This is a genomic window from Sabulicella glaciei (assembly GCF_026183895.1).
Taxonomy (GTDB): domain Bacteria; phylum Pseudomonadota; class Alphaproteobacteria; order Acetobacterales; family Acetobacteraceae; genus Roseococcus; species Roseococcus glaciei.
In genome coordinates, this window is record NZ_JAPFQI010000035.1 from 1 (window position 1) to 23,491 (window position 23,491).

Annotated in this window: 25 protein-coding genes; 16 read left to right on the forward strand and 9 right to left on the reverse strand. The window is 72.5% G+C overall.

Going from position 1 to position 23,491, the window contains the following annotated elements; translation table 11 throughout:
• The first annotated feature begins 137 nt into the window (after positions 1-137).
• The 5 genes from OF850_RS22505 (at position 138) to OF850_RS22525 (ending at position 2,798) form a co-directional block, all read left to right on the forward strand.
• Positions 138-293: a hypothetical protein gene (locus tag OF850_RS22505; protein WP_301592571.1), complete on the forward strand. Its 156-nt coding sequence runs from the start codon at positions 138-140 to the stop codon at positions 291-293.
• A gap of 51 nt (positions 294-344) precedes the next feature.
• Entirely contained in the window at positions 345-1,553 is a 1,209-nt protein-coding gene (locus OF850_RS22510; protein WP_368044723.1) for a pyridoxal-phosphate-dependent aminotransferase family protein, read from the forward strand.
• A 41-nt stretch (positions 1,554-1,594) separates the two neighbouring features.
• Positions 1,595-1,816 (forward strand): hypothetical protein, encoded by a 222-nt coding sequence (locus OF850_RS22515; protein WP_301592573.1) that lies wholly within the window; start codon positions 1,595-1,597, stop codon positions 1,814-1,816.
• 47 nt (positions 1,817-1,863) lie between these two features.
• Positions 1,864-2,100: a DUF2171 domain-containing protein gene (locus tag OF850_RS22520; protein WP_301592575.1), complete on the forward strand. Its 237-nt coding sequence runs from the start codon at positions 1,864-1,866 to the stop codon at positions 2,098-2,100.
• A 152-nt stretch (positions 2,101-2,252) separates the two neighbouring features.
• On the forward strand, positions 2,253-2,798 hold the full coding sequence (locus tag OF850_RS22525) for a dihydrofolate reductase family protein (protein WP_301592576.1): 546 nt from the start codon (positions 2,253-2,255) through the stop codon (positions 2,796-2,798).
• A gap of 9 nt (positions 2,799-2,807) precedes the next feature.
• On the opposite strand, the gene OF850_RS22530 is transcribed toward OF850_RS22525, so the two are convergent.
• Positions 2,808-4,343: a serine hydrolase domain-containing protein gene (locus OF850_RS22530; RefSeq protein ID WP_301592577.1), complete on the reverse strand. Its 1,536-nt coding sequence runs from the start codon at positions 4,341-4,343 to the stop codon at positions 2,808-2,810.
• Between the two features lie 44 nt (positions 4,344-4,387).
• On the opposite strand from OF850_RS22530, the gene OF850_RS22535 reads away from it, so the two are divergent.
• Entirely contained in the window at positions 4,388-4,975 is a 588-nt protein-coding gene (locus OF850_RS22535) for a NeuD/PglB/VioB family sugar acetyltransferase (RefSeq protein ID WP_301592580.1), read from the forward strand.
• On the opposite strand, the gene OF850_RS22540 is transcribed toward OF850_RS22535, so the two are convergent.
• Together OF850_RS22540 and OF850_RS22545 are read right to left on the reverse strand one after the other, a co-directional pair.
• Complete coding sequence (locus tag OF850_RS22540) at positions 4,972-6,072, reverse strand: endo-1,4-beta-xylanase (RefSeq protein WP_301592581.1); 1,101 nt, start codon at positions 6,070-6,072, stop codon at positions 4,972-4,974. The genes OF850_RS22535 and OF850_RS22540 overlap by 4 nt on opposite strands.
• Before the next feature lie 2 nt (positions 6,073-6,074).
• Positions 6,075-6,965, reverse strand: coding sequence for a fumarylacetoacetate hydrolase family protein (locus tag OF850_RS22545; protein WP_301592582.1), 891 nt, complete (start codon positions 6,963-6,965; stop codon positions 6,075-6,077).
• Positions 6,966-7,114: 149 nt separating this feature from the next.
• Between OF850_RS22545 and OF850_RS22550 the strand changes: the two genes are divergently transcribed.
• Complete coding sequence (locus OF850_RS22550; RefSeq protein ID WP_301592583.1) at positions 7,115-8,041, forward strand: SMP-30/gluconolactonase/LRE family protein; 927 nt, start codon at positions 7,115-7,117, stop codon at positions 8,039-8,041.
• A gap of 3 nt (positions 8,042-8,044) precedes the next feature.
• On the opposite strand, the gene mdoH is transcribed toward OF850_RS22550, so the two are convergent.
• The 3 genes from mdoH to OF850_RS22565 form a co-directional block, all read right to left on the reverse strand.
• Positions 8,045-9,829 (reverse strand): glucans biosynthesis glucosyltransferase MdoH, encoded by a 1,785-nt coding sequence (gene mdoH, locus OF850_RS22555; protein ID WP_301592585.1) that lies wholly within the window; start codon positions 9,827-9,829, stop codon positions 8,045-8,047.
• The gene (locus tag OF850_RS22560) at positions 9,826-11,211 is read right to left on the reverse strand and encodes a glucan biosynthesis protein (protein ID WP_368044724.1); all 1,386 of its coding nucleotides are present in this window, start codon (positions 11,209-11,211) and stop codon (positions 9,826-9,828) included. The genes mdoH and OF850_RS22560 overlap by 4 nt, the downstream gene beginning before the upstream one ends.
• Before the next feature lie 120 nt (positions 11,212-11,331).
• On the reverse strand, positions 11,332-11,835 hold the full coding sequence (locus OF850_RS22565; protein WP_301592588.1) for a type III secretion system chaperone family protein: 504 nt from the start codon (positions 11,833-11,835) through the stop codon (positions 11,332-11,334).
• A 203-nt stretch (positions 11,836-12,038) separates the two neighbouring features.
• Between OF850_RS22565 and OF850_RS22570 the strand changes: the two genes are divergently transcribed.
• Positions 12,039-12,383, forward strand: a complete 345-nt coding sequence (locus tag OF850_RS22570; RefSeq protein WP_301592590.1) for a DMT family protein — start codon at positions 12,039-12,041, stop codon at positions 12,381-12,383.
• A gap of 56 nt (positions 12,384-12,439) precedes the next feature.
• A complete protein-coding gene (locus OF850_RS22575; protein ID WP_301592592.1) occupies positions 12,440-12,760 on the forward strand; it encodes a hypothetical protein in 321 nt (106 codons plus the stop codon).
• Here OF850_RS22575 and OF850_RS22580 read toward each other — a convergent pair.
• Both OF850_RS22580 and OF850_RS22585 read right to left on the reverse strand, forming a co-directional pair.
• Positions 12,735-13,187: a DUF1810 domain-containing protein gene (locus OF850_RS22580; RefSeq protein WP_301592594.1), complete on the reverse strand. Its 453-nt coding sequence runs from the start codon at positions 13,185-13,187 to the stop codon at positions 12,735-12,737. The genes OF850_RS22575 and OF850_RS22580 overlap by 26 nt on opposite strands.
• On the reverse strand, positions 13,184-14,416 hold the full coding sequence (locus OF850_RS22585; RefSeq protein ID WP_301592596.1) for a cytochrome P450: 1,233 nt from the start codon (positions 14,414-14,416) through the stop codon (positions 13,184-13,186). Before OF850_RS22585 ends, OF850_RS22580 begins: the two co-directional genes overlap by 4 nt.
• 40 nt (positions 14,417-14,456) lie before the next feature.
• Here OF850_RS22585 and OF850_RS22590 point away from each other — a divergent pair, with 40 nt between their 5' ends.
• The 6 genes from OF850_RS22590 to OF850_RS22615 all read left to right on the forward strand — a co-directional run bounded on the left by OF850_RS22590 (position 14,457) and on the right by OF850_RS22615 (position 20,848).
• Positions 14,457-15,512, forward strand: coding sequence for a type III polyketide synthase (locus tag OF850_RS22590; protein ID WP_301592598.1), 1,056 nt, complete (start codon positions 14,457-14,459; stop codon positions 15,510-15,512).
• The gene (locus OF850_RS22595) at positions 15,509-16,195 is read left to right on the forward strand and encodes a methyltransferase domain-containing protein (protein WP_301592600.1); all 687 of its coding nucleotides are present in this window, start codon (positions 15,509-15,511) and stop codon (positions 16,193-16,195) included. Before OF850_RS22590 ends, OF850_RS22595 begins: the two co-directional genes overlap by 4 nt.
• Positions 16,185-17,252: an NAD(P)/FAD-dependent oxidoreductase gene (locus OF850_RS22600; protein ID WP_301592602.1), complete on the forward strand. Its 1,068-nt coding sequence runs from the start codon at positions 16,185-16,187 to the stop codon at positions 17,250-17,252. Before OF850_RS22595 ends, OF850_RS22600 begins: the two co-directional genes overlap by 11 nt.
• A 47-nt stretch (positions 17,253-17,299) precedes the next feature.
• On the forward strand, positions 17,300-17,956 hold the full coding sequence (gene rpe, locus OF850_RS22605) for a ribulose-phosphate 3-epimerase (protein WP_301592604.1): 657 nt from the start codon (positions 17,300-17,302) through the stop codon (positions 17,954-17,956).
• 2 nt (positions 17,957-17,958) lie between these two features.
• The gene (locus OF850_RS22610) at positions 17,959-19,572 is read left to right on the forward strand and encodes a heparinase II/III family protein (RefSeq protein WP_301592605.1); all 1,614 of its coding nucleotides are present in this window, start codon (positions 17,959-17,961) and stop codon (positions 19,570-19,572) included.
• Between the two features lie 166 nt (positions 19,573-19,738).
• Positions 19,739-20,848, forward strand: coding sequence for a glycosyltransferase family 4 protein (locus OF850_RS22615; RefSeq protein ID WP_301592607.1), 1,110 nt, complete (start codon positions 19,739-19,741; stop codon positions 20,846-20,848).
• Positions 20,849-21,117: 269 nt separating this feature from the next.
• Here the strand turns inward: OF850_RS22615 and OF850_RS22620 are convergent, their stop codons facing one another.
• On the reverse strand, positions 21,118-21,843 hold the full coding sequence (locus tag OF850_RS22620) for a Crp/Fnr family transcriptional regulator (protein WP_301592608.1): 726 nt from the start codon (positions 21,841-21,843) through the stop codon (positions 21,118-21,120).
• Positions 21,844-22,208: 365 nt separating this feature from the next.
• Here OF850_RS22620 and OF850_RS22625 point away from each other — a divergent pair, with 365 nt between their 5' ends.
• Positions 22,209-23,258, forward strand: a complete 1,050-nt coding sequence (locus OF850_RS22625; protein ID WP_301592610.1) for an HWE histidine kinase domain-containing protein — start codon at positions 22,209-22,211, stop codon at positions 23,256-23,258.
• Positions 23,259-23,491 lie beyond the last annotated feature (233 nt).

Here is a 23,491-nt window from a genome sequence, read left to right on the forward strand (position 1 = left end):
AGCTTGGGTCGCTCACGCGGCAACAGCGGCGCCACCGCCGCCCATAACTCGTCGGAAACAAGAGGCTTCGCCATGGAAGCCCCAACGCTCAGAACCCAGTTCTGTTAGGCGCTTTTAACCGCGCCCTGGTGGCCTCGGTGGGCGAGGCGCCGGTGGCGGAGCGCCTGCTGACGGCGGGCGTGACGGCCTGGACCGGCCCCAACACGCCGGAGACGACGCGCGAGTTCCTCCAATCGGAGGTCCGCAAGTACCAGGAGGTGGTGCAGCGCACCGGCGTCCGGCTGGAGCGTTGATGCCCCGGGCATTCCGCGCTTGACTGTCGGCGACCAGAGGAACGCCGAACGATGGATGGAATGCCGCAGGTGAAGCCCGCACGCCCCGTGGCGCGCGGGCGCTTGTTCTTCGCGAACCCGGGGCCGACCAACATCCCCGACTCCGTCCTGCTCGCCACCGCGCGCGCCAGCATGGACTTCAACGACCCGGCCTTCCTCGCCGTCTACGACGCTTGCGTGGAGGGGCTGAAGAAGGTGCTGAAGACGAAGCAGCACCTGTTCATGTACACCGCCTCCGGCCACGGCGCCTGGGAGGCGTCGCTGGTGAACACGCTTTCGTCCGGCGACCACGTGCTGATCCCGGAGACGGGGCACTTCTCCGATTCCTGGGCGAAGATGGCGAAGGCGCTCGGCCTGCGTGTGACGCTGCTGGAGGCCGACTGGCGCCGCGGCATCGAGATGGCGAGGATCCGCGAGGCGCTCGCCGCCGACACTTCGCACGACATCAAGGCGGTTTGCTGCGTCCACAACGAGACGGCCGCCGGCACGCGCCTGCCGGTCGAGCAGGTGCGCGCCATCCTGGACGAGGTGAAGCACCCGGCGCTGCTGATGGCGGATACCATCTCCTCGCTCGGCTGCTTCGATTTCCGCATGGATGAGTGGGGCGTGGATGTCTGCGTCGGCGGCTCGCAGAAGGGGCTGATGCTGCCCACCGGCTTCTCCTTCACCGGCGCGTCGGAGAAGGCGATGGCAGCGCATCGCGCGTCCAAGCACCCCCGGCACTATTTCGACTGGACGGAGATGCTGGCGCGCCGGCAGAAGAGCTTCGTCGGCACCGTCCCGGTCACGCTGTTCTACGGGCTGCAGGAAGCGCTGCGCCTGATGCTGGACGAGGAAGGGCTGGACAACGTGTTCAGCCGCCACGCGCGCCTGGCGAAGGCGGTGCGTGCCTGCGTGAACCACTGGTCCGGCAACAACGGCCCGCAGCTTTTCTGCCAGAACCCGGAACGCGCCTCGGACAGCGTCACCGCCGTGCTGATGCCCGAGGGCCACGATGCCGAGAAGGTGCGCAAGATCGCGCTGGAGCGGTTCAACGTTTCCACCGGCGGTGGCCTCAACAAGCTGGGCGGCAAGGTGTTCCGCATCGGCCATCTCGGCGACCTGAACGAACCGATGATCCTGGGCACGCTCGGCGCCGTCGAGATGGCGCTGAGCCTCGCGGGCGTGCCGCACGCCAAGGGCGGGGTGCAGGCGGCAATGGATTCCCTGGCATCTTCTTGAATTCGCGGGCGTTTCTTTCGGGCACCAGGAAAGGAACGCCCATGGCCCTGCTCGCCGCGCGCATCCACCCGGCCCTCCCCATGCTTGGGGGTGAGGCGCGGATGCTGGGCCACGTGAACCGGCAGGAGCGCCGGCACACGAAGCTGGCCCGGGACTCCGCCGGACGGCACCACCTTTGGCCGCTTTCGTCGGCGGCGACGATGGACGGGGCGCGGCCCACCCTGCTCATGCCTCCCGCCGAGGCCCCCGTCCTGGAAGCCTGAGCGCCGGACCCGCGTTTCCCCTCCGGTTCCCGCAGGAGGAGACGACGATGATTCACGGCATCACCGAGCACATGGAGATCCTGGGCAGCGATGGCGGTCTGGTCGGCCGCGTCGACAAGGTCGAGGGCGACCGCATCAAGCTGACCAAGGACAGCGACCCGCACCATGCGGGCCACCACCACACCCTGCCGCTTTCCGCCGTGCAGTCCACGGAGGGCGGAAAGCTTACGCTGCAGATGACCGCCAGCGAGGCGCTCTCCAAGCTGCAGAAGCAGATGGGCTGAGCCACCGGGTTCCGCGCGTGCCCGCTCCGGAAAGCGGAGCGGGGGCGAGGGCACGGGCGGCGGCTCGCCGCGCCGGACGCGCTCTCGCCCCCGGTGAAGGCCTGCGCGGCGATTCCGGCTAGGCTCCCCGCGCAGCAACGGCGAGGCGATTCGTGGACCGCACCCTCTGGCATTGCCACATCGCCGTGTCGCTGGACGGCAAGATCGCTCGCCCCGACGGGTCGGTGGACGACTGGCTGGCCGCGGATTTCCCGGCCGAGGAGTTCGGCTTCGACGCGTTCTTCGCGGGGGTCGATGCGATCCTGATGGGCCGCGGGACCTATGACGCGGTCCGGGGCTTCGGCGACTGGCCCTATCCCGGCAAGCCCACGGTCGTGCTGACGACGCGGCCGCTGGACGACGTGCTGCCCGCTGGCGTGGAATTCCGATCCGGAGACGCGGCCGCCGTCGCCGCCGAGCTGGAGGCGCGGGGATACCGCCGCGTCTGGGTCGAGGGCGGTGGCCAGCTCATCCGGTCCATGATCGCGATCGGCCGGCTCGACGTGCTCGAGATGGCGGTGATCCCCATCATCCTGGGCGACGGCATTCCGCTGTTCCCGGCGGGCACGGGCGAGATGAAGCTTCGGCTCACACGATGCGAAAAGAAGGCGAAGGGCGCCCTGCACCTCGTCTATGAGCGCCTGGACCCACCCGTCTGAGGCGCCGGTTCAGCCCTTCTCCATGACCAGCCCCCGGACCCGCCCGCTATTCACGGTGAGGCGGGCTCCCCCCGCATCGGGGATGAGGTCGGCCCAGGCGTCGAACAGGACGGAGGGCATGTGCAGGCGCAGGAAGCCCGGCGCCAGCGCTTCCAGCCGCCATCGCGCCCCGCTTCGCAGCGGGCCGGACACCTCGACGGCCTCGCCCTCGATGCGCCATTCCGCGCCCAGCTCGGGGGAGCGCCAGCTTCCGTCCAGGTCGGGCAGGGTGCCGCCCGGCGCGCGCTCGAACCGCGCCACGGTGCCGGCATCCAGCTCCACCTCCAGCGCCTCGCCGCGCCGGGGCAGGATGCTGAAGGGAAAGGCGCCGCGCCGCGCCACCCAGCGCCCGCCCTCGCCGGGCAGCAGGGCGAAGGGCACGCCATGCATGCGCGCCGTCCCGTCCTCCGCGATGTCGAGGGACAGCCCGGCTTCCGCGCTGACCCAGCGCCCGGCCAGCCCGTCGCGCGGCGGCGCCTCGGGGGAGGGGGCGAGGGCGCCGTCCCCCTCCAGCGCCGCCTCCATCACCTCGAAGGCCATGCGCCCCGGGTCCAGCGCGGCGGAATTCGCCAGCACGATCACCGTCAGCGCGCGCGAGGGCAGGCGCAGCAGCGCCGACTTGTAGCCGGGCCACAGCCCGCCATGCCCGACCAGTGCCAGGCCGCGCCACGCCTCGTTCTCCAGCCCCAGCGCGTAGCGATTGGCGGCGCCGCCCGTGAAGGGCGCCATGGCGGAAAGCGCCGCCTCCATCCCCTCGCCCAGCACCCCGCGGGCGAGGCCGCGCGACCACAGCGCCAGATCCTCCACGGTGGAGGCAAGCCCGCCCTCGCCGCCCAGCGGCAGGCCGTGCGGGGCGCGGCGCCCATCGGCGAGGTAGCCCGTCGCCAGCCCCGGCACGGGCGCCAGCAGGTCGGGCGTATGCGCCGTGCGCGTCATGCCGAGCGGTGCGAAGATGCGCTTGCGGAGGAAATCGGCCAGCGCCTCGCCCGAAACGCGCTCCACCACCTGCCCCAGCCATCGGAAGCCGGTGTTGCTGTACAGGAAGCGCGAGCCGGGGGCGAAGTTCAGTCCCGTCGCGCGGGCGATGGCGGCGTCCAGCTCCGCCTCGCTCACCGGCAAGGACAAATCGGCCCCGCCGAGGCGCAGCAGGTCGAACATGTCCCGCACGCCCGAGGCGTTGCGCGCCAGCAGGTCCAGGCGGATGCTCCGCAGCGATTCGGGGAGGTGCGGCCGGTGCTTCCCCACCGGGTCCGCCAGGGAAAGCCGCCCCTCGCGCTCCAGCAGCAGCAGCGCGGCGCAGGTGACGTGCTTGGACACGGAAGCGATGCGGAAGGCGGTGTCCGACCCGATCGGGATGTCGTGTTCGACGGAGGCGAGGCCGCCGGAGCGGCGCAGCAGCAGCGCGCCGTCGCGCGCCACCCCCACCGCCGCGCCGGGCTTGCCCGCCAGCGGTGCCAGCATCAGTCCGACACGCCGTTCCAGGCGCAGGAGGTCCAGGTCGCGCATGGCGGCGAGACTACACCGGACAGGCTGGGAAGGAAGCTGAGGGGATGCGCGTGACGATCCTGGGCGCGGGCGGCCATGGGCGCGCGGTGTGCGAGGCGGCGCGCGACGCGGGCTTCGCGCCGCGCGGCTTCCTGGATGCGCGCGCGCCCCTGCCGGACATGCTCGGCCTGCCGGTGCTGGGGGACGAGACGGCGCACGATGGCGGCGCGCTGCTCCTGGCGCTGGGCGACAACGCCACGCGCCTCGCCGCCGCCGCACGCCTTCGTGCCGCGCTGCCAGTGCTGCTGCACCCTTCCGCCATTCGCGCGCGCAGCGCCGTGCTGGAGGAGGGCGTCGTGGTCATGCCGCGCGCCGTGCTGGGGGCCTGTGCGCGGATCGGGCGCCTCGCCCTGGTGAATACCGGCGCGATCGTCGAGCACGACTCGGTGCTGGGCGAGGCGGCGCACCTCGCGCCGGGCTCCGTCATCTGCGGCGGCGCGCGCATCGGCGCCCGCGCGCTGGTGGGGGCCGGGGCGGTGGTGGCGCCCGGCGTGTCAGTGGGCGAGGGGGCGGTGATCGCGGCCGGCGCCGCCGTTGCCGCCGACGTGCCTCCGGGCGCGCGGGTGGGAGGGGTTCCGGCGCGCCTGCTCTAGACGCGCGCGAAGGCGTCCAGCAGCGCGTCGCGGAAGGGCTTGGGCCGCAGCGCGTCGTCGAAGGGCAGGCCGCGCGTCGTCGCGCCATCGGCCCGCGCCACGGAGGGCGTCGAGACCAGCCAGGACTCGCGGTCCGCGAGGCCCCAGGTGAGGATCGTCCGCACCCCACCTTCCAGCGCTGCACTCACAAAGCGCCCGATGTAATCCGCCACCGCCTGGTCGCGCGTCGGCACGTTCGGCGCCAGCACGTCCGGCTCGCGGATGTCCAGTTCGGTCACCAGCACAGCCAGGCCCATGCTGCGCAATTCCTGGCAGAAGGTAATGAAGGGCTCGGGCCGGAAGGGCTCGCGCATCTGCAGGTGCGCCTGGATGCCGATGGCATCGAGTGGCGCGCCGCGGTCCAGCAGCCCGCGCACTTGGCGCAGCAGCCGGGCGCGCTTCTCGGCGGCCGGCGGCGTGTCCGCCTCCACGCCATAGTCGTTCAGCGTCAGGCGCAGCGTGCGGTCCAGCTGACGCGCCGTCCGCAGGGCGAGCTCCACGTAGCCGGGCCCCAAGGCGCGCAGCCAGGGCGTGTCGCGCAGGTCGCCGGGCGAAGCGCTGGGATTGTCGCTGCCGGGCGGGTTGGCGATGAACTCGTTCACCACGTCCCAGTCGCGCATCGCGGGGGCGGTGGTGCCGAGCACGACGCGGAAATGCTCCTCCAGCACGCGGCGGGCGCGGGCGGGTCCTTCCGCGAGGGCGGGCGCCAGCCAGGGTGGATTGGCCTCGTGCCACACCAGGCAATGGCCGCGCAGGCGCTGGCCGGAAGGCTGCGCGAGCTGGAGCAGGGCGCGCAGCGGCGCGAACTCGAACCGCCCCTCCTCGGGCTGGACTGGTCCCCACTTCGCTTCCCAGGCCGGGACCCACAGCTCCGCCTCGCGCTGAGCAAGCGCGCGCAGCCCGGCATCGGTGGCCAGCATCTGGCTTTGCACCGCCGTGCCGAAGACGAGGCCGCGCCCCCGCGCCGCCTCGCGCAGCGTGGGGCGGCCCTGGGCCGCGGCGCCCGAGGCCGCGCCGGCGGCGAGGCCGAGCCCCAGCGCGGCGCGGCGTCCTGTCACGCTCAGGCCACCGGGTTCCGGAGGCGCCCGATGCCCTCCACCTCGATCTCCACCACGTCGCCCGCCTTCAGCACCTGCGGCGGCTGCATGGCGTAGCCGACGCCCTCGGGCGTGCCGGTCATCACCACGTCGCCCGGCAGCAGGGTGAAGCCCAGTGACAGGTGATGCAGGATCTGCCCCACGTCGAAGATCATCTTGCTGGTGCGGCTCGACTGCCGCTGCTCCCCGTTCACCGTCAGGCGGATGGCGAGGTCGGAGGCGTCCAGCTCATCCGCCGGGACGATCCACGGCCCCATCGGGCAGGAGCGGTCGAGCGACTTGCCCTTGAACCACTGGCCGTAGCGGCGCTGGAGGTCGCGCCCGGTCACGTCATTGGCCAAGGTCCAGCCGAAGACGTGGGACAGCGCGTCGCCCGGCTGGATGTCCCGCCCGGGGCGGCCGATGACCAGGGTCAGCTCCGCCTCGTAGTCCAGCCACTTGGTCACGCCGGAGGCGCCGTGGTCCGGGATGGCCTCGTCCGGGCCGATCACGCATTCGGGCGCCTTGGTGAAGAATTGCGGGAACTTGGGCAGCTCGCTGTTCTGGACGCCGCGGGTGCGGTCGCCCTCCGCCACGTGGTCCATGTAGTTGCGGCCGACGCAGAAGACGTTGCGGCGCGGGCGCGGCAGCGGGGCCAGCAGCTTCGCGTCGGACAGCTTGCGCCGCGCTCCGGCGGCGGGGTTCTTCAACGCCGAGCGGATCGCCGCCAGCGCCTCCGCGCCGCCCTCCACCACCGACTGCATGTCGCCATAGGGCAGGCCGGCGGCCGCGAGGTCGAGCACCTCCTCTTCGCCCAGCAGGACGCCGGCGCGCGCGGCGCCCCCGGCTTCAAAGGACACGAGACGGGTGGGCATGGACGTTCTCCGGGATGCTCGTTGGGTGCGGAGAGGGAAGGGCGGGACGCCGGGCTTGGCAAGCCTCCGCCCGCAATTCGCAGCGGGTAGCCAGCGACCGCGCCGCGTCGCATCCTTCCCGCGCAACGAAACGGGGGAGGGAACAAGGAATGCCGACCAAGGAATTGCGGATCCTGGCCGAGGGACTGCGCTTCCCCGAAGGCCCGGTCGCGCTGCCCGATGGCAGCATCGCCCTGGTGGAGGTCGGGGGGGGCCGCGTCACGCGGATCGCGCCGGACGGCACGAAGTCCACGATCGCCGAGGTGACGGGCGCGCCGAACGGCCTCGCCCTCGGGCCGGACAACACCCTCATCCTCTGCAACAATGGCGGCTTCTCCTGGCACGAGGAGCCGGGCTTCCTGCGCCCGACCGGCCAATCCGCCGACTACTCGGGCGGGCGGATCGAGGTGATCGACATCGCTTCGGGACGCGTCCGTACCCTGTACGACCGCTGCGGCGACCACACGCTGAAGGGGCCGAACGACCTCCAGCTCGACGGCAAGGGCGGGTTCTGGTTCAGCGACCTCGGCAAGGTGCGCGCGCGCGACCGCGACCATGGCGCCGTCTACTGGGCGGCGCTGGATGGCAGCGCGATCGTGGAGGCGGCGCATCCCATACCGGGCGGCGCCAACGGAATCGGCATCAGCCCGGAGGGCGAGACGCTCTACGTCGCGGAAACGGAAACGGGGCGCCTTTGGGGCTTCGACATCCTCGGCCCGGGCAAGCTGCGCAAGGCGCCCTGGCCCAGCCCGCATGGCGGGCACCTCCTGTGCCAGTTCCCCGGCTTCCGACGCCTCGACAGTCTCGCCATCACCGCGCAGGGCAACATCGTGGTGGCAACGCTGGTGAGCGGCGAGATCACCACCGTTTCCCCGGCCGGCGAGATCCTGGACGTGGTGCCGATGCCCGAGCCCATGCCGACCAACATCTGCTTCGGCGGGTCCGATCTCCGCACCGCCTTCATCACGCTGAGCACGACGGGCCGCCTCGCCGCCATGCCCTGGCGCGAGGCGGGGCTGCACCTGCCCTTCGGCTGAGGCTCAGGCGGCGATCCGCTCCTGCTCGGCCGCCACGGCGGGGTGGGGGCGCCGTGCGGCAGGCAGGCGCAGCGCCGGCGCCTCCTGCAACTCGAGCTGCCAAGCGCGGCGCAGCATGGCGGCGCGGCACAGCAGCGGCGAGGGGTGGGCTTCCTCCGGCGTGCGGAACGGCGCGCCGAAGGAATCCCGCGCCACGAGTCGCGCGAGGCCGGGCGCGCCGAGCAGCGGCAGCGACACGGGGATCAGCCAGGGCAGGGCCTGCGGCGCGGCGAGGACCGGAAGCAGCAGCAGGGCGCCGACCATCATGTGCGGCGCGTGCTCCCGCAGCGCCTCCCGCCAGGATGGCATCTCCGCCTCCCGTCCCTGCGCCGCCCAGCCTGAATCCCGGCCGCGCAGGATGTCCAGGATCTGGCGCGTCTGCGTCACCATGCCGAGCGGGGCGAGCAGCGTGGTCAGCCCGAACTCGCGCAGCGCGCTGCCCGGCTCGCGCAGCCCCGGCAGCTTGGGCAGCAGCAGCAGCGCCATGGTGAGCGCGAGCAGCCCCAGGCCGGCCTGAGCAAGTCCCATCGCCGCCTGCAGCGCCGCGCAGCCCAGCAGCAGTAGCCAGAGCGGCGAGGCGGCATAGGCCAGGATGCCGTCCAGCAGGTGCAGCCGCGACAGCTTGTGCAGCCCGGCGGCGCCGAGCAGGGCGGCGTGCTGGAGGTTGCCCTGGCACCAGCGCCGGTCGCGCTTCACCGCGTCGCCCAGCGTCTGCGGCCCGGATTCGTGCGAGCCACCGAGGTCGGGCCGGATGTGGACGCCCCACCCGGCGCGGCGCAGCAGCGCGGCCTCCACGAAGTCGTGGCTCATGATCTCGCCGCCGAAGGGCTTGCGGCCGGGCAGGGTGGGCAGGCCGGCGGCTTCCGCGAAGGCGCGGGTGCGGATGATGGCGTTGTGGCCCCAGTAATTGCCCGCCTCGCCATGCCAGGCGGCGAGGCCGCGCGCGATGGCCGGCCCGTGGGTCCGCGCCGCCCATTGCTGCATCCGCGCGAAGACCGTGGTGCCGCCCACCAGCGTCGGCAGGGTCTGGATCAGCCCGGCGCGCGCATCCGCCTCCATCGCGGCGGCGAGACGGTGCAGCGTCGCCGCGCCCATCACGCTGTCCGCGTCCAGGATCACGAAATGCTCGTAGGCGCCGCCATGGCGCTGCACCCAGTCGGCGATGTTGCCCGCCTTGCGCCCGGCATTGGCGGTGCGGCGGCGATAGAACACCCCGCCGGCATGGAGGCGCGACAGGTGGCGCGCGGCCTCCGCCTCGCGTGCCTGCCGCGCCGGGTCGGTGCTGTCGCTGAGCAGGAAGATGTCGAAATGCGCCGCGATGCCGCGCGCCAGCAGCGCCTCGCGCATCGCATCCGCCGTGCCGAAGACGCGCGCCGTTTCCTCGTTGTGCATGGGGAAGAGCAGCGCGGTGCGGCTGCGCAGCGGCCCGGCCGGCAGGTCCGGCGAGGGACGGTGCAGCATTCCCGCCACGAAGGAGCAGGCGGACAGCGCCAGCCGCGCGAACAGAACGAGGAAGACCGGCAGGGCCAGGAGGTCGGGCGCCTGCCAGCCATCGCTGCCCAGCGCGCCCGCCATCTCCCACCCCGCGAAACCGGTCAGCCCCGCCGTGCCGCCCAGCACGCCCGCGCGCCGCGCGGCGAGGCCAGGCGCGGCGGGATGCGCCCGCAGGCGGCCCTGGTCGAAGCGCTGCGCTGGCATTGCCAGCGGCGCCTCCGGTGGGGCCGCACCACGCGCGGTCATCATGTTCATGCGGGATCCTCCCACCATGTCTCGGACAAGGCGCGCCCGTCGCGCGCCAGGAAGGCCCGTGCCGCGCCACGCGGGCGCAGGGCCAGCAGCGCCTCGCCGGGTGCTGCCTCGAAGTGAATGATCTCCGCCAATTGGGTCACGGGTATGGCGTCATTGAGGCTCGTGCCACTGAAGCGCAGCCGCATCGCATCTCCCTCGCGCGACACCTCTGTGATGCGGGCGAGACCCGGGCGCGGCAGGGCGTCGTCGGCCCAATGGAAGCGCCAGGCGGCGCGAAAGGACTCGCCCGGGCCGGGCGGGTTGGCGGGCTGCCAGGTGAGCGCGATGTTGTCGTGGTACTCGTCGCGCGCCGGCATCTCGAAGAGGCGCAGCGTGCCCTCGCCCCAATCGCCGAGCGGCTCGGCCCAGAGCGACGGACGGTCGCCGTAGCGCGCCTCGGGATCGTGGAACGCCGACGCGCCGCGCCGCCGCTGCAGGAGGCCGAAGCCGCGCGGCGAGGCGAGCGGGATGTCGGTCAGGCGCGGCGCGGCCGGGTTGTGCAGCTTTCGCAGGACACGCTCGCCCGATGCCGTCTCGAAGAGCAGGAAGTCGCTGTCATGCACGGCCGGGCGCGGGTCGCCGGGCCAGGCGCCGCTGAACCAGAACATGGAGGAGGCGGCGGCCAGCCCCAGCCTGTCCAGGCGGCGGCGCGGGAACAGCACGGCGTGAAGCTCGGTCACCGTCGCCTCGCCGGGGCGCAGGACGATGCGAAAGGCCCCCGCAAGGCTGGGACCGTCCAGCAGCGCCTCCATCCGTGCCTCCTCCGCGCCGCCGCGGATGCGGAAGGCACGGAAGAGCGGGAATTCCTCCGCCTCGCCGCCCAGCCCGACCGAGACGGCGCGGGCCGAGATCCCATAGGCGTGGCCACGCCCCAGCGCGCGGAAATAGGACGCGCCCAGAAAGGACACGACCTCGTCCCACCGGCCCGGTGCGTTGAGTTCGGCCAGGAGCCGGAACCCCGCGAAGCCGATATCCGGAAGCTCCGGCGGGGCGTGCTGGAAGTCGGCCGGGTCGTATCGCCACGCGCCGAACGAGCCCCCCTGCTCCAGCGCGATCTCGACGCGCGTGGGGAAAAGGTAGCCGCGATGGAATGGCATGACGCGGAAGCCGCCCAGCCGCGGTGCCCGGCCGGTGAAGATCAGCCGGCGATATCCGTCATAGTCCAGCCGGCGCAGCGCTTCGGGAAGTTCGGAATCGGGAGGCTCGAACGGACGCGCGGCCAAGGCACGCGCCTGCGCTTCAAAATCCGCGCTGGGCGTGGCCGCAATCGCGACCCGGGAGAGCCCTGCCCCCGCCCATGCCGCGAGGGCCAGTTCCCGGCGCCACAGCAACATTGCCTCCATGTCCCGATACGGAGAGCAACATATGGAGGCTTTGCAAGGTTTCCCGCACCACCCAATGTTTCCGTTTCCGGAGCATGGGCGGCTTGGGAAGGGTTCAGGGGCGCAGCCGCGCCCCTGGGTTCAGGCCTCCCCGACGCAATCCAGCATGGCGGCGTCCAGGGCCTCGGTCGGTGCCTTGCCACCCCAAAGGACGAACTGGAAGGCAGGGAAGAAGCGCTCGCACTCGGTCAGGGCGATGTCCACCATGTCCTCCAGCGATTCGGCCGAGGCGCCGGAGGCGCCGCGAAGGAGCACGGAGTGGCGGAAGACCGGCGTCCCTTCCTCGCTCTCCAGGCCGAAATGGCCGATCCACAGCTTCTCGTTGGCGCGGGCCAGCAGCTCGAAGAGCGGGGCGCGGCGACCCTCCGGCACCTTGGCCTCGAAGGCGCAGGAGAAATGCATGGCGCTGATCTCGGGCGCCCAGGAGAAGAACAGCGTGTAGTTGCACCACTGGCCGGGAGCCTCGGCCGCCATCTCGCCATCCGAGCGGCGCTCGAAGGTCCAGTCATTGGCGATGACGATCTGCTCCAGCACGTCGAGCGGGTTGGAGAGGTGTTCGGTGGATTCCACGAGCAGTCCGGACATGCGCGGCACTCCCCTCATGACGCCCCCCGGCCCAGCCCGGCGAGGCGGGCGCGAACGGCTGTTCCTTCTCCCAAACGACGCCCGACCCACAAGGTTTGGGAGAACACAGCGCGATTCACCACCATGGATAGGGTACGGCGAGGAGATTCCGCGCCGCAAGATAGGATCGTGACGGATGTGGCCGGAAGCGCCAGGGTGTGGCCATGCCGCCGCTGCTTTCCACCGCCCTTTTGCTCCTCGGGTCCAATGTCCTGATGACGGTCGCCTGGTACTGGCACCTCCGGAAGCCCTGGCCGCTCCTGGCCGCCATCCTGATCTCCTGGGGCATCGCCTTCTTCGAGTACTGCCTCGCCGTGCCGGCCAACCGGATCGGCTATGCGGGCGGGGTGACGGGACAGCAGCTCAAGGTGATGCAGGAGGTGATCACCCTTGCCGTCTTCGCCGTGTTTTCCGTGGTGATGCTCGGGGAGCCGCTGCGCTGGACCTATTTCGCCGCCATGGCGTGCCTGGTCGCGGCGGTGGGGTTCATCTTTCTGCCCGTGGATTGATCGCGCTTGCCGGCGGGGGCGCGGATGGGGAGAATCGGCGCGGAGGGAGCACGTCCATGATGCGCAACGCCATCCTCGCCCTGGCCTTCTGGCCCGGCCTCGTCCTCGCCCAGCCCACCCTGTCGCCACCGCAGGGCGCCCCGCCTGCGCCGTCGCGCTACGCCTGCCCGGGGCAGGTGGAGTGCTACGTGCGCTGCGCGGCGCCCGTCCTGGGCGACTACGAGGTCGGGCTGGTCGCCACCGCCGAGTTCCTGTCGCCCGGCGCGGGCGGCACCCCTGCCGGGCTGCGCGTCGCCGCGCGCGGCGGGGCGGTGTTCCACCTCCTGGGCGAGGGGCTGCAATGCCGCTTCTTCAACCTCGTCCCCCAGCCGGGCTAGCGGCGCCGTCCAGCAGCGCCAGGGTGCGCGGATCGGGCTCGCCCTCGAAGAACCGCGCCAGCGCCTCCTTGAAGGGCGACGGGCCGGGCCGCACCCTCGCGAAGAGGGTCATGCAGGAGCGGAACTTCATGTCGTCGGGCGGGCCGAACAGCGCGAGGGCGGAAGCGGCCGGCGACGCCAGGGCCAGCGCCTTGCAATCCAGCAGCCGCGGCCCCAGCACGGGATGCGCCAGATAGGCCCGCGCCTCCTCGGCCGAGGCGATGCCGAAGCGATGCGCCATCTCGCTGCGGCCCAGGCGGCGAAGCTGCGGAAACACGAACCACATCCAGTGGGAGCGCTTGGCCCCCGCCCGCAATTCCGCTCGTGCCCGGTCCAGCACGCCCTCCTGCGCGGCGACGAAGCGCGCGAGGCCGAAGGGGTCGCTCATGACCGCACCCGGATGCGGAAGCGCGACCGGGGCAGGGCCGGCATCCTTCCGGGCGGGAGGGAAAGGTCCTGCGGCGGGACGTCCCAGCGCATGTCGCGCGCCAGGAGGCGGGCGATGACCTTCATCTGCTCCACCGTCACCCATTCGCCGGGGCAGCGATGCGTCATGGCGTGCTCGCCGCCGCCATGCGGGACGAAGCCGGGCCGCGTCACCCAGTCCGCGCCGCGCCAGCGCTCCGGGCGGAACTCCTCCGGCGCCTCCCAGGCCGCCGGGTCGCGCCCGGTGCCGAACAGGTCCAGCAGCACCCAGTCGCCCTCGCGGAAATCGTGGTCGCGCCAGCGGAAGGGCTGGCGCACGATGCCGCCCATGAAGGGGATGAAGGGGTAGAGGCGCCGCACCTCCTGCACGAAGGGGTCCACCCATTCCTCCTCGGCCAGCCGCGCCTGCCATTCGGGGTGCTCGTGCAGCGCCATGGCGATGAACATGGCCCAGCGGGCATTGGCGACAGTGGGACGCAGGATGTTGATCAGCTCCACCCCGGCCGTGACGACGTCCAGCAGCCGCCCTTCCCGGTCGCGATGCGCGGCGATCGAAGCGGCGGCACTGCCGAGGGGCACGCCGAGGCGGCCCTCGCGGATGCCCTCGATCGTGCCGCGCGCCCAGCGCTCGGTGCGGCGGCGCTGCCAGTGGCCCCACCAGTTGCGCGGCCCGATCGAGCCGGTGCCCTCCACCATGTCGCGGAACTCGCGCGCCCGCTGGCGCACCTCCTCCGGCGTCAGGGCAAGCCCGGCCCATTCGGTGATGGCGGCCGTCAGCGGCTCGTGCGACGCGTCGAAGAGCGAAACCTCGCCCTTCTCCGCCCACCGGGCGGCGGCGCGGCGCCAGTGGTGCTCGGTCAGGCCGGGGAGGCGGCCCAGCGCCTCGGGCGCCAGGATGGACAGCAGCAGCGCCTTGCGGTGGCGGTGATCCTCGCCGTCCAGCGCCATGACGCTGCCGAAATCCTGGATCAGCGAGAAGGTGGGGGCGGGCAGGGCCCCCTGCCGGGTGAAGCGCCGGGGCACGTAGAATTGCGCGGCCGCCTCGGCCCCCGTCAGGCAGGTGACCTCCCGCCCCATCACGCGGGCCGCGAAGATGTCGGAGCCGAAGCGGCGGCTCCGCGAGGGGATGAAGTCATAGCCCTCGCGCAGGACGGCCAGGCCGCTCTCGAGGGAAGGGTCGCGCGGAATCATCCGTCGCCAACGCCCCAGGCGCGGCCACGTTCACCCTCCCATGCCCCCTGTCTTCCTGAACGCGATCGGCACGGCCACGCCCCCGCATGACGTGCACGAGCGCTTCCTGGCGCATGCCCCGACCCTCCTGCGGACGGAGCGCGAGCGCCAGCTTTTCGTCCGCATGGCGGAACGCTCCGGCATCGCGCATCGCTGGTCCTTTCTACGCGGCGAGCTGTCGGACCGGTTCTACATCCCCGGCCGCTTCCCCACGACCGCCGAGCGCATGGCGCGCTACCGCCAGGACTCGCTGCCCCTGGCCGAGGCGGCGCTGGAAGCGCTGGGCGAGCGTCTGGGCCGCGACTGGCGGCAGGGGGTGACGCATCTCCTCCTCGTTTCCTGCACCGGCTTCGAGGCGCCGGGGCTGGACCAGCGCCTGATCGCCCAGTGCGGGCTGGACCCGGAGGTGGAGCGGAGCGTCCTCGGCTTCATGGGCTGCAACGCCGCCTTCCACGCGCTGAAGCTGGCGCGCCACATCGTCCGCTCCGAGCCCGCCTCGCGCGTGCTGGTGCTGAACCTGGAGCTCTGCACGCTGCACTTCCAGGAAACCGACAGCCTCGCCCAGGCCCTGTGCTTCATGCTGTTCAGCGACGGCTGCTCCGCCAGCCTCGTCAGCGCGGAGCCCCGTGGGCTGGAGCTGGAGCGGTTCAGCCAGGTGACGCTGCCGGATTCCATGGACCTCATCACCTGGCACATCGGCGACGATGGGTTCGACATGGGACTGTCCGGCCAGGTGCCGGGCACCATCCTGTCGCATCTGCCGGACCATCTCGCCGCGCTGCTGGGCCAGGCGCGGCAGGAGGAGTTCCCGCTCTGGGCGGTGCATCCGGGCGGGCGTTCCATCCTGGACGCGGTGCAGCTTTCGCTGGGGCTGCGCGACGCCTCCCTCGCCGCCTCGCGCGTGGTGCTGCACGATTTCGGCAACATGTCCTCCGCGACGGTGATGTTCGTGCTGGCCCGCATGATGGAGGAGGCGGGGCAGGGGCGGCGCGGCGTCGGCCTCGGCTTCGGTCCCGGCGTGGGGGTGGAAAGCCTCCTGTTCCGCGAGGCGGCGTGAGCCTGCGTTCCCGCGAAGCCGAGCTGATGGACGGGGAAGCCCTGTCCTATGCGGAGTTCCGCGACTGCCTGCACCAGCTCGACGCGATCAACGGCTTGTCGCTCGGCCACCGCCCGACGCTGCGCTGGCTGGCGCGGCTGGCGGGGGAAAGGCGCAGCCTGTCCGTGCTCGACCTCGGCTCCGGCGGCGGCGACATGCTGCGCCGGATCGCCGCCTGGGCGGCGCGGCGCGGCATCGAGGCGCATCTGGTCGGGCTCGACCTCAACCCCATGGCCGCCCGCGCCGCCGCCGAGGCCACCCCGCCGGGCCTGCCCATCCAGTGGGTGACGGCGGATGCCATGACCTGGACCCCGCCCGAGCGGCCCGACGCGGTGATCAGCGCCCTTTTCGCCCATCACCTGGAGGACGAGGCGATCATCGCCCTGCTGCGGCGGATGCAGTCGATGGCGCGGCTCGGCTGGTTCGTGAACGACCTTCATCGCCACTGGCTGCCCGAGCATTTCCTGCGCCTCGCCTTTCGCTGGCCGGGGGTGAACCGCCTGGTGCGGCATGACGGCCCCGTTTCCGTGCGCCGTGCCCTGACGCGGCCGGAATGGCAGTCCCTGCTGGACCGCGCGCGGGTGGAGGCGGAGATCACCTGGCATTTCCCCTTCCGCTGGGGCGTCGGCACCCATGCGGCCTGAGGTGCTGGTGGTGGGCGGCGGCCCATCCGGTGCCGCCGCCGCCCTCGCCCTGGCGCGGCTGGGGCGCCGCGTCACGATCCTGGAGCGCGAGGCGGCGCCCCGCCACGCCGTTTGCGGCGAGTTCCTGTCCGCCGAGGCGGTGGAGGCGCTGTCCAGCCTCGGCCTGCCGCCCGCCGCGCTGGGCGGGGCGCCGGTGGAGCGGGTGCGCCTCGCCGCCGGGCGCACTGACGCGGCGGGGGCGCTGCCCTTCCGCGCCTTCGGCCTGTCGCGGCGCCGCATGGACGCAGCGCTGTTGGACGCCGCCGCTTCCGCCGGTGCCACGATCCGGCGCGGCGCCCGCGTGCGCGGCCTTTCTCCCGCGGGCGAGGCGCGGCTGGAAGGCGGCGAGACCCTGTCGGCGGAGCGCGCCCTGCTCGCCACCGGCAAGCATGGGCTGCGCGGCTGGAAGCGCCAGCCCGGGCGGCCCATGCTCGGCGGAAAGCTGCATTTCGCACTCCGCCCCGATCAGGCGCGGGCGCTGGACGGCCATGTGGAGCTTCACCTGCTGTCGGACGGCTATGCCGGGCTGCAGCTGGTGGAAGGCGGCACGGCCAATCTGTGCTGGCTGCAGGAGGGCGGCGACCTCCTCGTACCCGCCCCGCCCGGTTCCCTGCTCGCGTCCCGGCTGGAAGGGGCGGTGCCGCTCTGGCCCAGGCCGCTGGCCGTGGCGCGCGTGCCCTACGGCCACCTGCACGCGCCGGAGCCCGGCGAGGCGGTGTTCCGCCTGGGCGACCAGGCCGCCGTCACCCCTTCCTTCACCGGGGACGGCATGGCGATCGCGCTGCATTCCGGGCTTCTCGCCGCCGCCATGATCGGGGAGGGAGCGCCGGCCTTCCACGCGGCGCTCCGCCGCGACGTGGGCGGGCAGATGCGCCGCGCCCGCCTGCTCCTGGCCGGGATGGGGTTGCCCGCCGTGGCCCTGGCGCGGCTCCTGCCCGGGCTGCTGGGGCTGGGCGCGCGGCTCACCCGGCTTCCGCACGCCTGCGGGAGAGTTTTCAATCCCCTCGGCTTGGGGTAGGGGTCACGCATGCGGCTCCTGCCGCCTTCCCGCGCAAACTGGACGGCATGAACCCCACCCGCATCGCCCCTTCCTTGTTGGCCGCCGACTGGACCCGCCTGGGCGAGGAAGTGCGCGCGGTGGAGCGGGCGGGCGCCGACTGGCTGCACCTTGACATCATGGACGGGCACTTCGTCCCCAACATCTCCTTCGGCCCGGCGCTGGTGAAGGCGCTGCGCCCGATGGCGACGATGCCCTTCGACGTGCACCTGATGATCGCCCCGGCCGACCCCTTCCTCGCCGCCTTCGCCGAGGCGGGCGCGGAGTGGATCTCCCTCCATCCGGAGGCGGGGCCGCACCTGCATCGCTCCCTGCAAACCATCCGCGCCCTGGGCTGCCGCCCCGGCGTGGTGCTGAACCCGGCCACGCCGGTGGAAAGCGTGGCCCATGTCCTCGACCTCACGGATCTCATCCTCGTGATGACGGTCAATCCCGGCTTCGGCGGGCAGTCATTCCTCCGCTCCCAGCTTCAGAAGATCGCCACGCTGCGGCGGATGATCGCCGAGTCGGGGCGCGACATCGCCCTGCAGGTGGATGGCGGCGTCACGCGCGAAACGGCGCCGCTGTGCCGGGAGGCGGGGGCCGACGTGCTGGTGGCCGGCACCGCCGTGTTCGGGACGCCGGACTACGCCGAGGCCATCGCCACCCTCAGGGAGAGCGCCTGAGCATGAGCGACATGTTCCGCAACGCCCGCCGCGTCCTGTCGCGGCTGAAGCCCGTGCGGGTTCCGGACAACCCGGCCCGCGCCTTCCGCGACCTGTGGCCCGGCGACGCGCAGCGCGGCGCGCGCATCCTGCGCGGCGAGCTGGAGGTGGCGGGCACGGCGCGCGCCCTCGGCGGCTGGGACGCCTCGCGCGGGCCGGTGCGCTGGCGCGCCGCCTTGCATGGCTACACCTGGCTGCGCGACCTGCGGATGCTCGGCACCGATGCCGCCCGCGTCGCCGCGCGCGACCTGGCCGAGGACTGGCTGGCCCGCGGCGCGCGCGAGGCCCTGGCCGAGGCGCCGGAAGTGGCCGGGGCCCGCGTCTGCGCCTGGCTCGGCCACTGGGATTTCTTCGCGGAGACGGCGGAGGACGGGTTCCGCCGCGCGCTGATGCAGCGCCTGGCGCTGGACGGCCGCAACCTCGCCGCCGCCCTGCCGGAGGAGGCCGCGCATCGCGGCGCGCTGCTGGCGCTGAAGGGCACGGTGGCCGTCTCCATCGCGCTGGAGGAGGAGGGCTGGCTCCTCCGCGCCCTGCGCTTCCTGCCCGGCGAGCTGGAGCGGCAGTTCCACCCGGATGGCGGCCATGTCGAACGCTCGCCCGCCGTGCAGTTCCTGGCGCTGCAGGACCTGATCGAGATCCGCAACATGCTGACCGGGTGCAGCGTCGCCGTGCCGCCGCAGCTTTCCACGACGCTGGAACGCGCGGGCCAGGCGCTGCGCCTGTTCCGCCACGGCGACGGCACGCTGGCCCTGTTCAACGCCACGCGGGAAGAGCCGCCGGCCACGGTGGACGTGGTGCTGGCCCAGGGCCAGGCGCGCGGCCGCGCCCCCATGCTGCTGGAGGAGACGGGGTTCCACCGCCTCGCCTCCGGGCGGACGCTGGTGATCGCCGATTGCGGCGCGCCGCCGCCGCCCCGCCCGGCCGACCCGGCGACCGGCCTGCCGCGCGGGGCCGACCGCCTCGCCCATGCCGGCACGCTGTCCTTCGAGATGTCGGTGGGCCGGGACAAGCTGATCGTGAATTGCGGCGCGGTGCCGGCGGCCGATCCCGCTTGGCGCGACGCGATGCGCGCCACCGCCGCCCATTCCACCCTGACCCTCGCCGACACCAACAGCGCCGAGCTGCGCGAGGAAGGGCTGAACCGCCGCCCCGAGCGCGTGGAGATCGAACGCCAGGAGGCGAGCGGCGCGCAATGGCTGGAAGCGAGCCATGACGGCTACCGCCGCACCCATGGCGTGGTGCATCGCCGCCGCCTCTACCTGAGCGAGAGCGGCGACGACCTGCGCGGCGAGGACATGCTGGAGCCCTTCCCCGGCGCCGGCGTCGCCTCCGTGGTGCGCTTCCACCTGCACCCGTCCGTGACCGCCACCTTGCAGGAGGAGGAGGGCGGCGTGCTGATGCGCCTGCCCGGCGGCCAGGGCTGGCGCCTGCGCGCCCGCGGCGCCCGCGTGGTGCTGGAGGACAGCGTCTCCATGGCCGGCGAGATGCGTCGCGCCCAGCAGGTCGTGCTGACCGCCGAGAGCGAGAGCGAATCCGTCCAGTGGGCCATTACCCGGGTTCCTTCAGAACCCGGGTAATGGCCGTCTTCCTGCCCTCGGGCGCCGGGCGCCGCCTCCGGCGGCTTGGCTTCGCCGCGCCGCGGGTGCGCCGGGGCAGCGGGTGGCCTGGAGGCGCCGGCCGCGTTGCGGCCGGGTCCTCCGACGGCGGTGCTGCTGCTTTTCGGGACGGCGCTGGCTGCGCGCGATGAAGGTCGCGCAGGTCACGAACGTCGATTTCTCCCTGCGGCACTTCCTCCTGCCGCTGATGCGCGGCGCCCGCGCGCGCGGGCACGAGGTGGTGGGGATCTGCGCCGAGGGCCCGCTGCTGGACCTCCCGCGCGCGGAGGGGTTCCGCATCCTCACGCCGCCCCTGGCCCGCTCCCTCGACCCGCGCGCGCAATGGCGCGCCCTGCGGGAGCTGCGCGCGGTGATGGCGGCAGAGCGCTTCGACCTCGTCCACGCGCACATGCCGATCTCGGGTCTGCTGGCGCGGGTCGCGGCGCGGTCGCTCGGCGTCCCGCGCGTCGCCTATACGAGCCATGGCTTCCTGTTCAACCAGCCCGGCCCGCTGTGGCGGCGCGGCCTGTCGCTGGGGATGGAGTGGCTGGGCGGGCGCCTTTCCGACACCTTCCTGACGGTGAGCGAGGAGGAGGCGCGGGATGCGCGCCGCCTCCTCATCCACCGCAACGCCACCGCGACGGGCAATGGCCGTGACCCCGCCCTGTTCCATCCCGATGCCGCGACGCGCGCCGCGTTGCGGGCCGAGCTGGGAGTGGGCGAAGCGGATTGCGTCGTCCTCGCCGTGTCGCGCCTTGTCCGCCACAAGGGCTGGCCGGAACTGCTGGAAGCGGCCGCCGCCGTGCCCGGCCTGCATCTCTGGACGATCGGCGAGCGCCTCGCCTCCGACCACGGCGAGGACATGGCGCCGCATTTCCGGCGGGCGGAGGCGGCGATGGGTGCGCGGCTGCGCCGGCTCGGCTACCGCCACGACGTGGCGCGCTTCCTCCAGGCCGCCGACATCTTCTGCCTGCCCTCGCATTTCGAGGGACTGCCGATGAGCGTGATCGAGGCGATGCTGTCCGGCCTGCCCATCGTCACGACCGACATCAAGGGCTGCCGCGAGCTGGTGCGCGACGGGGGGACGGGGCTGCTGGTGCCGCCGCGCGACACGGCGCGGCTGGAAGCCGCCCTTGCGCGCCTCGCCGCCGATCCGGTGGAGCGCCGCGCGATGGGCGAGGCGGGCCGCCTTCGCGCCCTCGACCGCTTCACCGAGGCGCGCGTGGTGGAGCGCACGCTCGACCTGCTGGGCCTGTGACCTGGAGCCGCGTTACGGACCTGGCCTGAACTTGTCGCCGTCGCGGATGCGACTGGCCGAGATGGGCCGCAAGCGGACGCTCCTCGTCCCAGGCCGGCTGTTTATCCCCTGCGCCCCCAGGGTCCGGTCCTCGCCAGGCATAGGCTTGGCGGGGCGCCGTCGCCCTCGGTCGCAGAGCCGCGACGCAGCTATGTTCCGTCCGGCGGCCGCAAGGATGGGCACCTTCGGACCGCTGCGCCGCACGGGAAAGGTGACGTTGAGCGACGACGCTAGCCTCTGGTGGTCCCGAGCAGCTGCTCGAAATGGTGGCGGACGGTGGCGTAGCATTCGCAGGCGGCGGCCTCGAGACCCTCGCGGTCGGTGACCACCATCTGGCCCTGGCCGTAGCGGATCAGCCCCGCCTGCTGAAACAGCCGCGCGGCCACGGTGACGCCGGGGCGGTGGACGCACAGCATCATCGCCAGGAACTCGTGCGTCATCGGGAACTCGTCGCCTTCCGCCCGGTCATGCGCCATCAGCAGCCAGCGCGCCAAGCGCTGGTCCAGGGCGTGGTTGCCGTTGCAGGCGGCGGTCTGGCTGACCTGCTGCTGGAACGCGAGGGTGTAGCGCAGCAGAAGCGACCGCAGGGTCGGGCACTCCTCCAGCGCGTGGCGAAAGGCGGTCGCGCCCATCCGCAGCAGCGTGCCCGACGCCTGCACCATGGCCTCGAGGGTGCTGCGGTCGCTGCCGAGCAGCAGCGGCAATCCGACCATGCCCTCGGCCCCCACCAAGCCGACCTCGGCCGCCTTGCCGTCCTCCAGCGGAGCCAGCATCGAAACCCAGCCGGCTTCCGGAAAATGGACCGTTGTGATCGGCTGGTCAGGCACGATCAGAACCTGCTTCACCTCGACCTGGATGGGCTCCAACTGGGGCCAAAGCCGGGCCAGCTCCTCCTTTGGCAAGGCGGCGAGCAGACGGTTCTGGGGCGAGGAAAGGGAAGAATGCGGATGGGCCAAGGGGGCCTCCCGGGCGACAGGTGTCGGCGGGAGCACTCTTCTCTCTCGGCCGCCCGCGCCGGAGGAATTCGGCGGGCGAAGCAGGACATATGGTGGCTGGCGTATGCGGAAACAACCGGCAGCGTCCTGGTCCGGTGGCGCTCCCACAGGAGCGCCAGCCGGGGGGTGCCACGTCGCCTGCGCCACTTCTTTGCACGACCCGTATGAAATCGGACAGCGCGCCGTGCCCCGCGCCTGTAGGGGCTGCTTTCCACTGCACCGAAGTCACACCCATGGCATGCCCGCTAGCCGGCGAACCAGGCCGCGTTGGCGGCAAGTCGGATCTTCCCCAAGACCACGCGTCACCCGCGGCCAGCGGTCCGGACATGACAGGCAAGGCATCGGTTCCTGCCCGGGCGGAGGGGCGCGTCCGGGAGCTCGAGGACGAGAACCGCGCGCTGCGCGCCGAGGCGGAGCGCCTTCACCACCTGCTCGACAGCGTGGCGATGTATGCCATCGTCTCCCTCGACCTCGAAGGGCGGATCACGGGTTGGAACGAGGGCGCCCATGTGATCCTCGGCTACGAGCACGGCGAGATCCTGGGCCGCTCGGGCGAGGTGTTCTTTCCGGCCGAGGACCGCGCCGAGGGCGCTTTCGTGAAGGAGCTGTGCCGCGCCATGAACGAGGGCCACGCGCCGAACGAGCGCTGGCATCTCCGGCGCGACGGTAGTCGCTTCTGGGCGAGCGGGCTCACCATGCCGATGCTGAAGGAGGACGGGCAGCCGGAGGGCTTCGTCTCCATCTTCCGGGACAGGACCGCGACCCGGGCCGAGGAGGAGCGCCGGGCGCTGATGCTGGCCGAGATGGGCCACCGCATGAAGAACGTCCTTGCCACGGTGCAGGCGATCGCCGCTCAGACCCTGCGGCATAGGGACGTCCCCCTGGCGATCCAAAGCGCGCTGGAGGAGAGGCTGACGGCGCTGGCGGCCGCGCATGACATGCTGACGCATGGTGGATGGCAAGGCGCCGCCCTGACCGAGGTCGCGCGACGCGCCCTCTCGCCCTACAGCGGGTCGGGCCGTGTCCAGGCGGGCGGCACGCCGGTCTGGGTGGCGGCAGAGGCGGTGGAGGTGCTCAACCTGGCCTTCCACGAGCTGGCAACCAACGCGTCGAAATACGGCGCCTTGTCCGGGCCAGACGGCCGCGTCGAGGTGTCGTGGAGCTTGCGCCGGTCCGGCAAGAGCAAGCGGCTGGTCGAGATCACGTGGCGCGAGCGCGGCGGCCCGCCCGTCACCCCGCCCAGCCTTCAAGGCTTTGGGACGCGCCTGCTGGAGCGTGGGCTGGCGCAGAAGCTCGACGGCACGGTGAAGCTGTTCTTTCACCCTGAAGGCCTTGAGTGTCACATCTGCCTGCCGGTGCTGACCAACAACACCTGAAACTGGGGTCAGGCCCTGCCGGAAAGGTGGGGCCGCTGCAGGCCGAATTGCGCGATGGGAACCGAGCGGACTTCCTCCTGCGCACAAGCAGAGGCCAGGTCCGTCACGCGCCCTAGCAGGCTGCTGAAAAACGGTCGCGTTGGTGTCTTGGCTGTGATTCCTTCTGGTCAGGCAGGGGGACGAGCGATGCGCGGGACAGACGAGCGGACGGAGAGCTTGTTCAGCTACGTGAG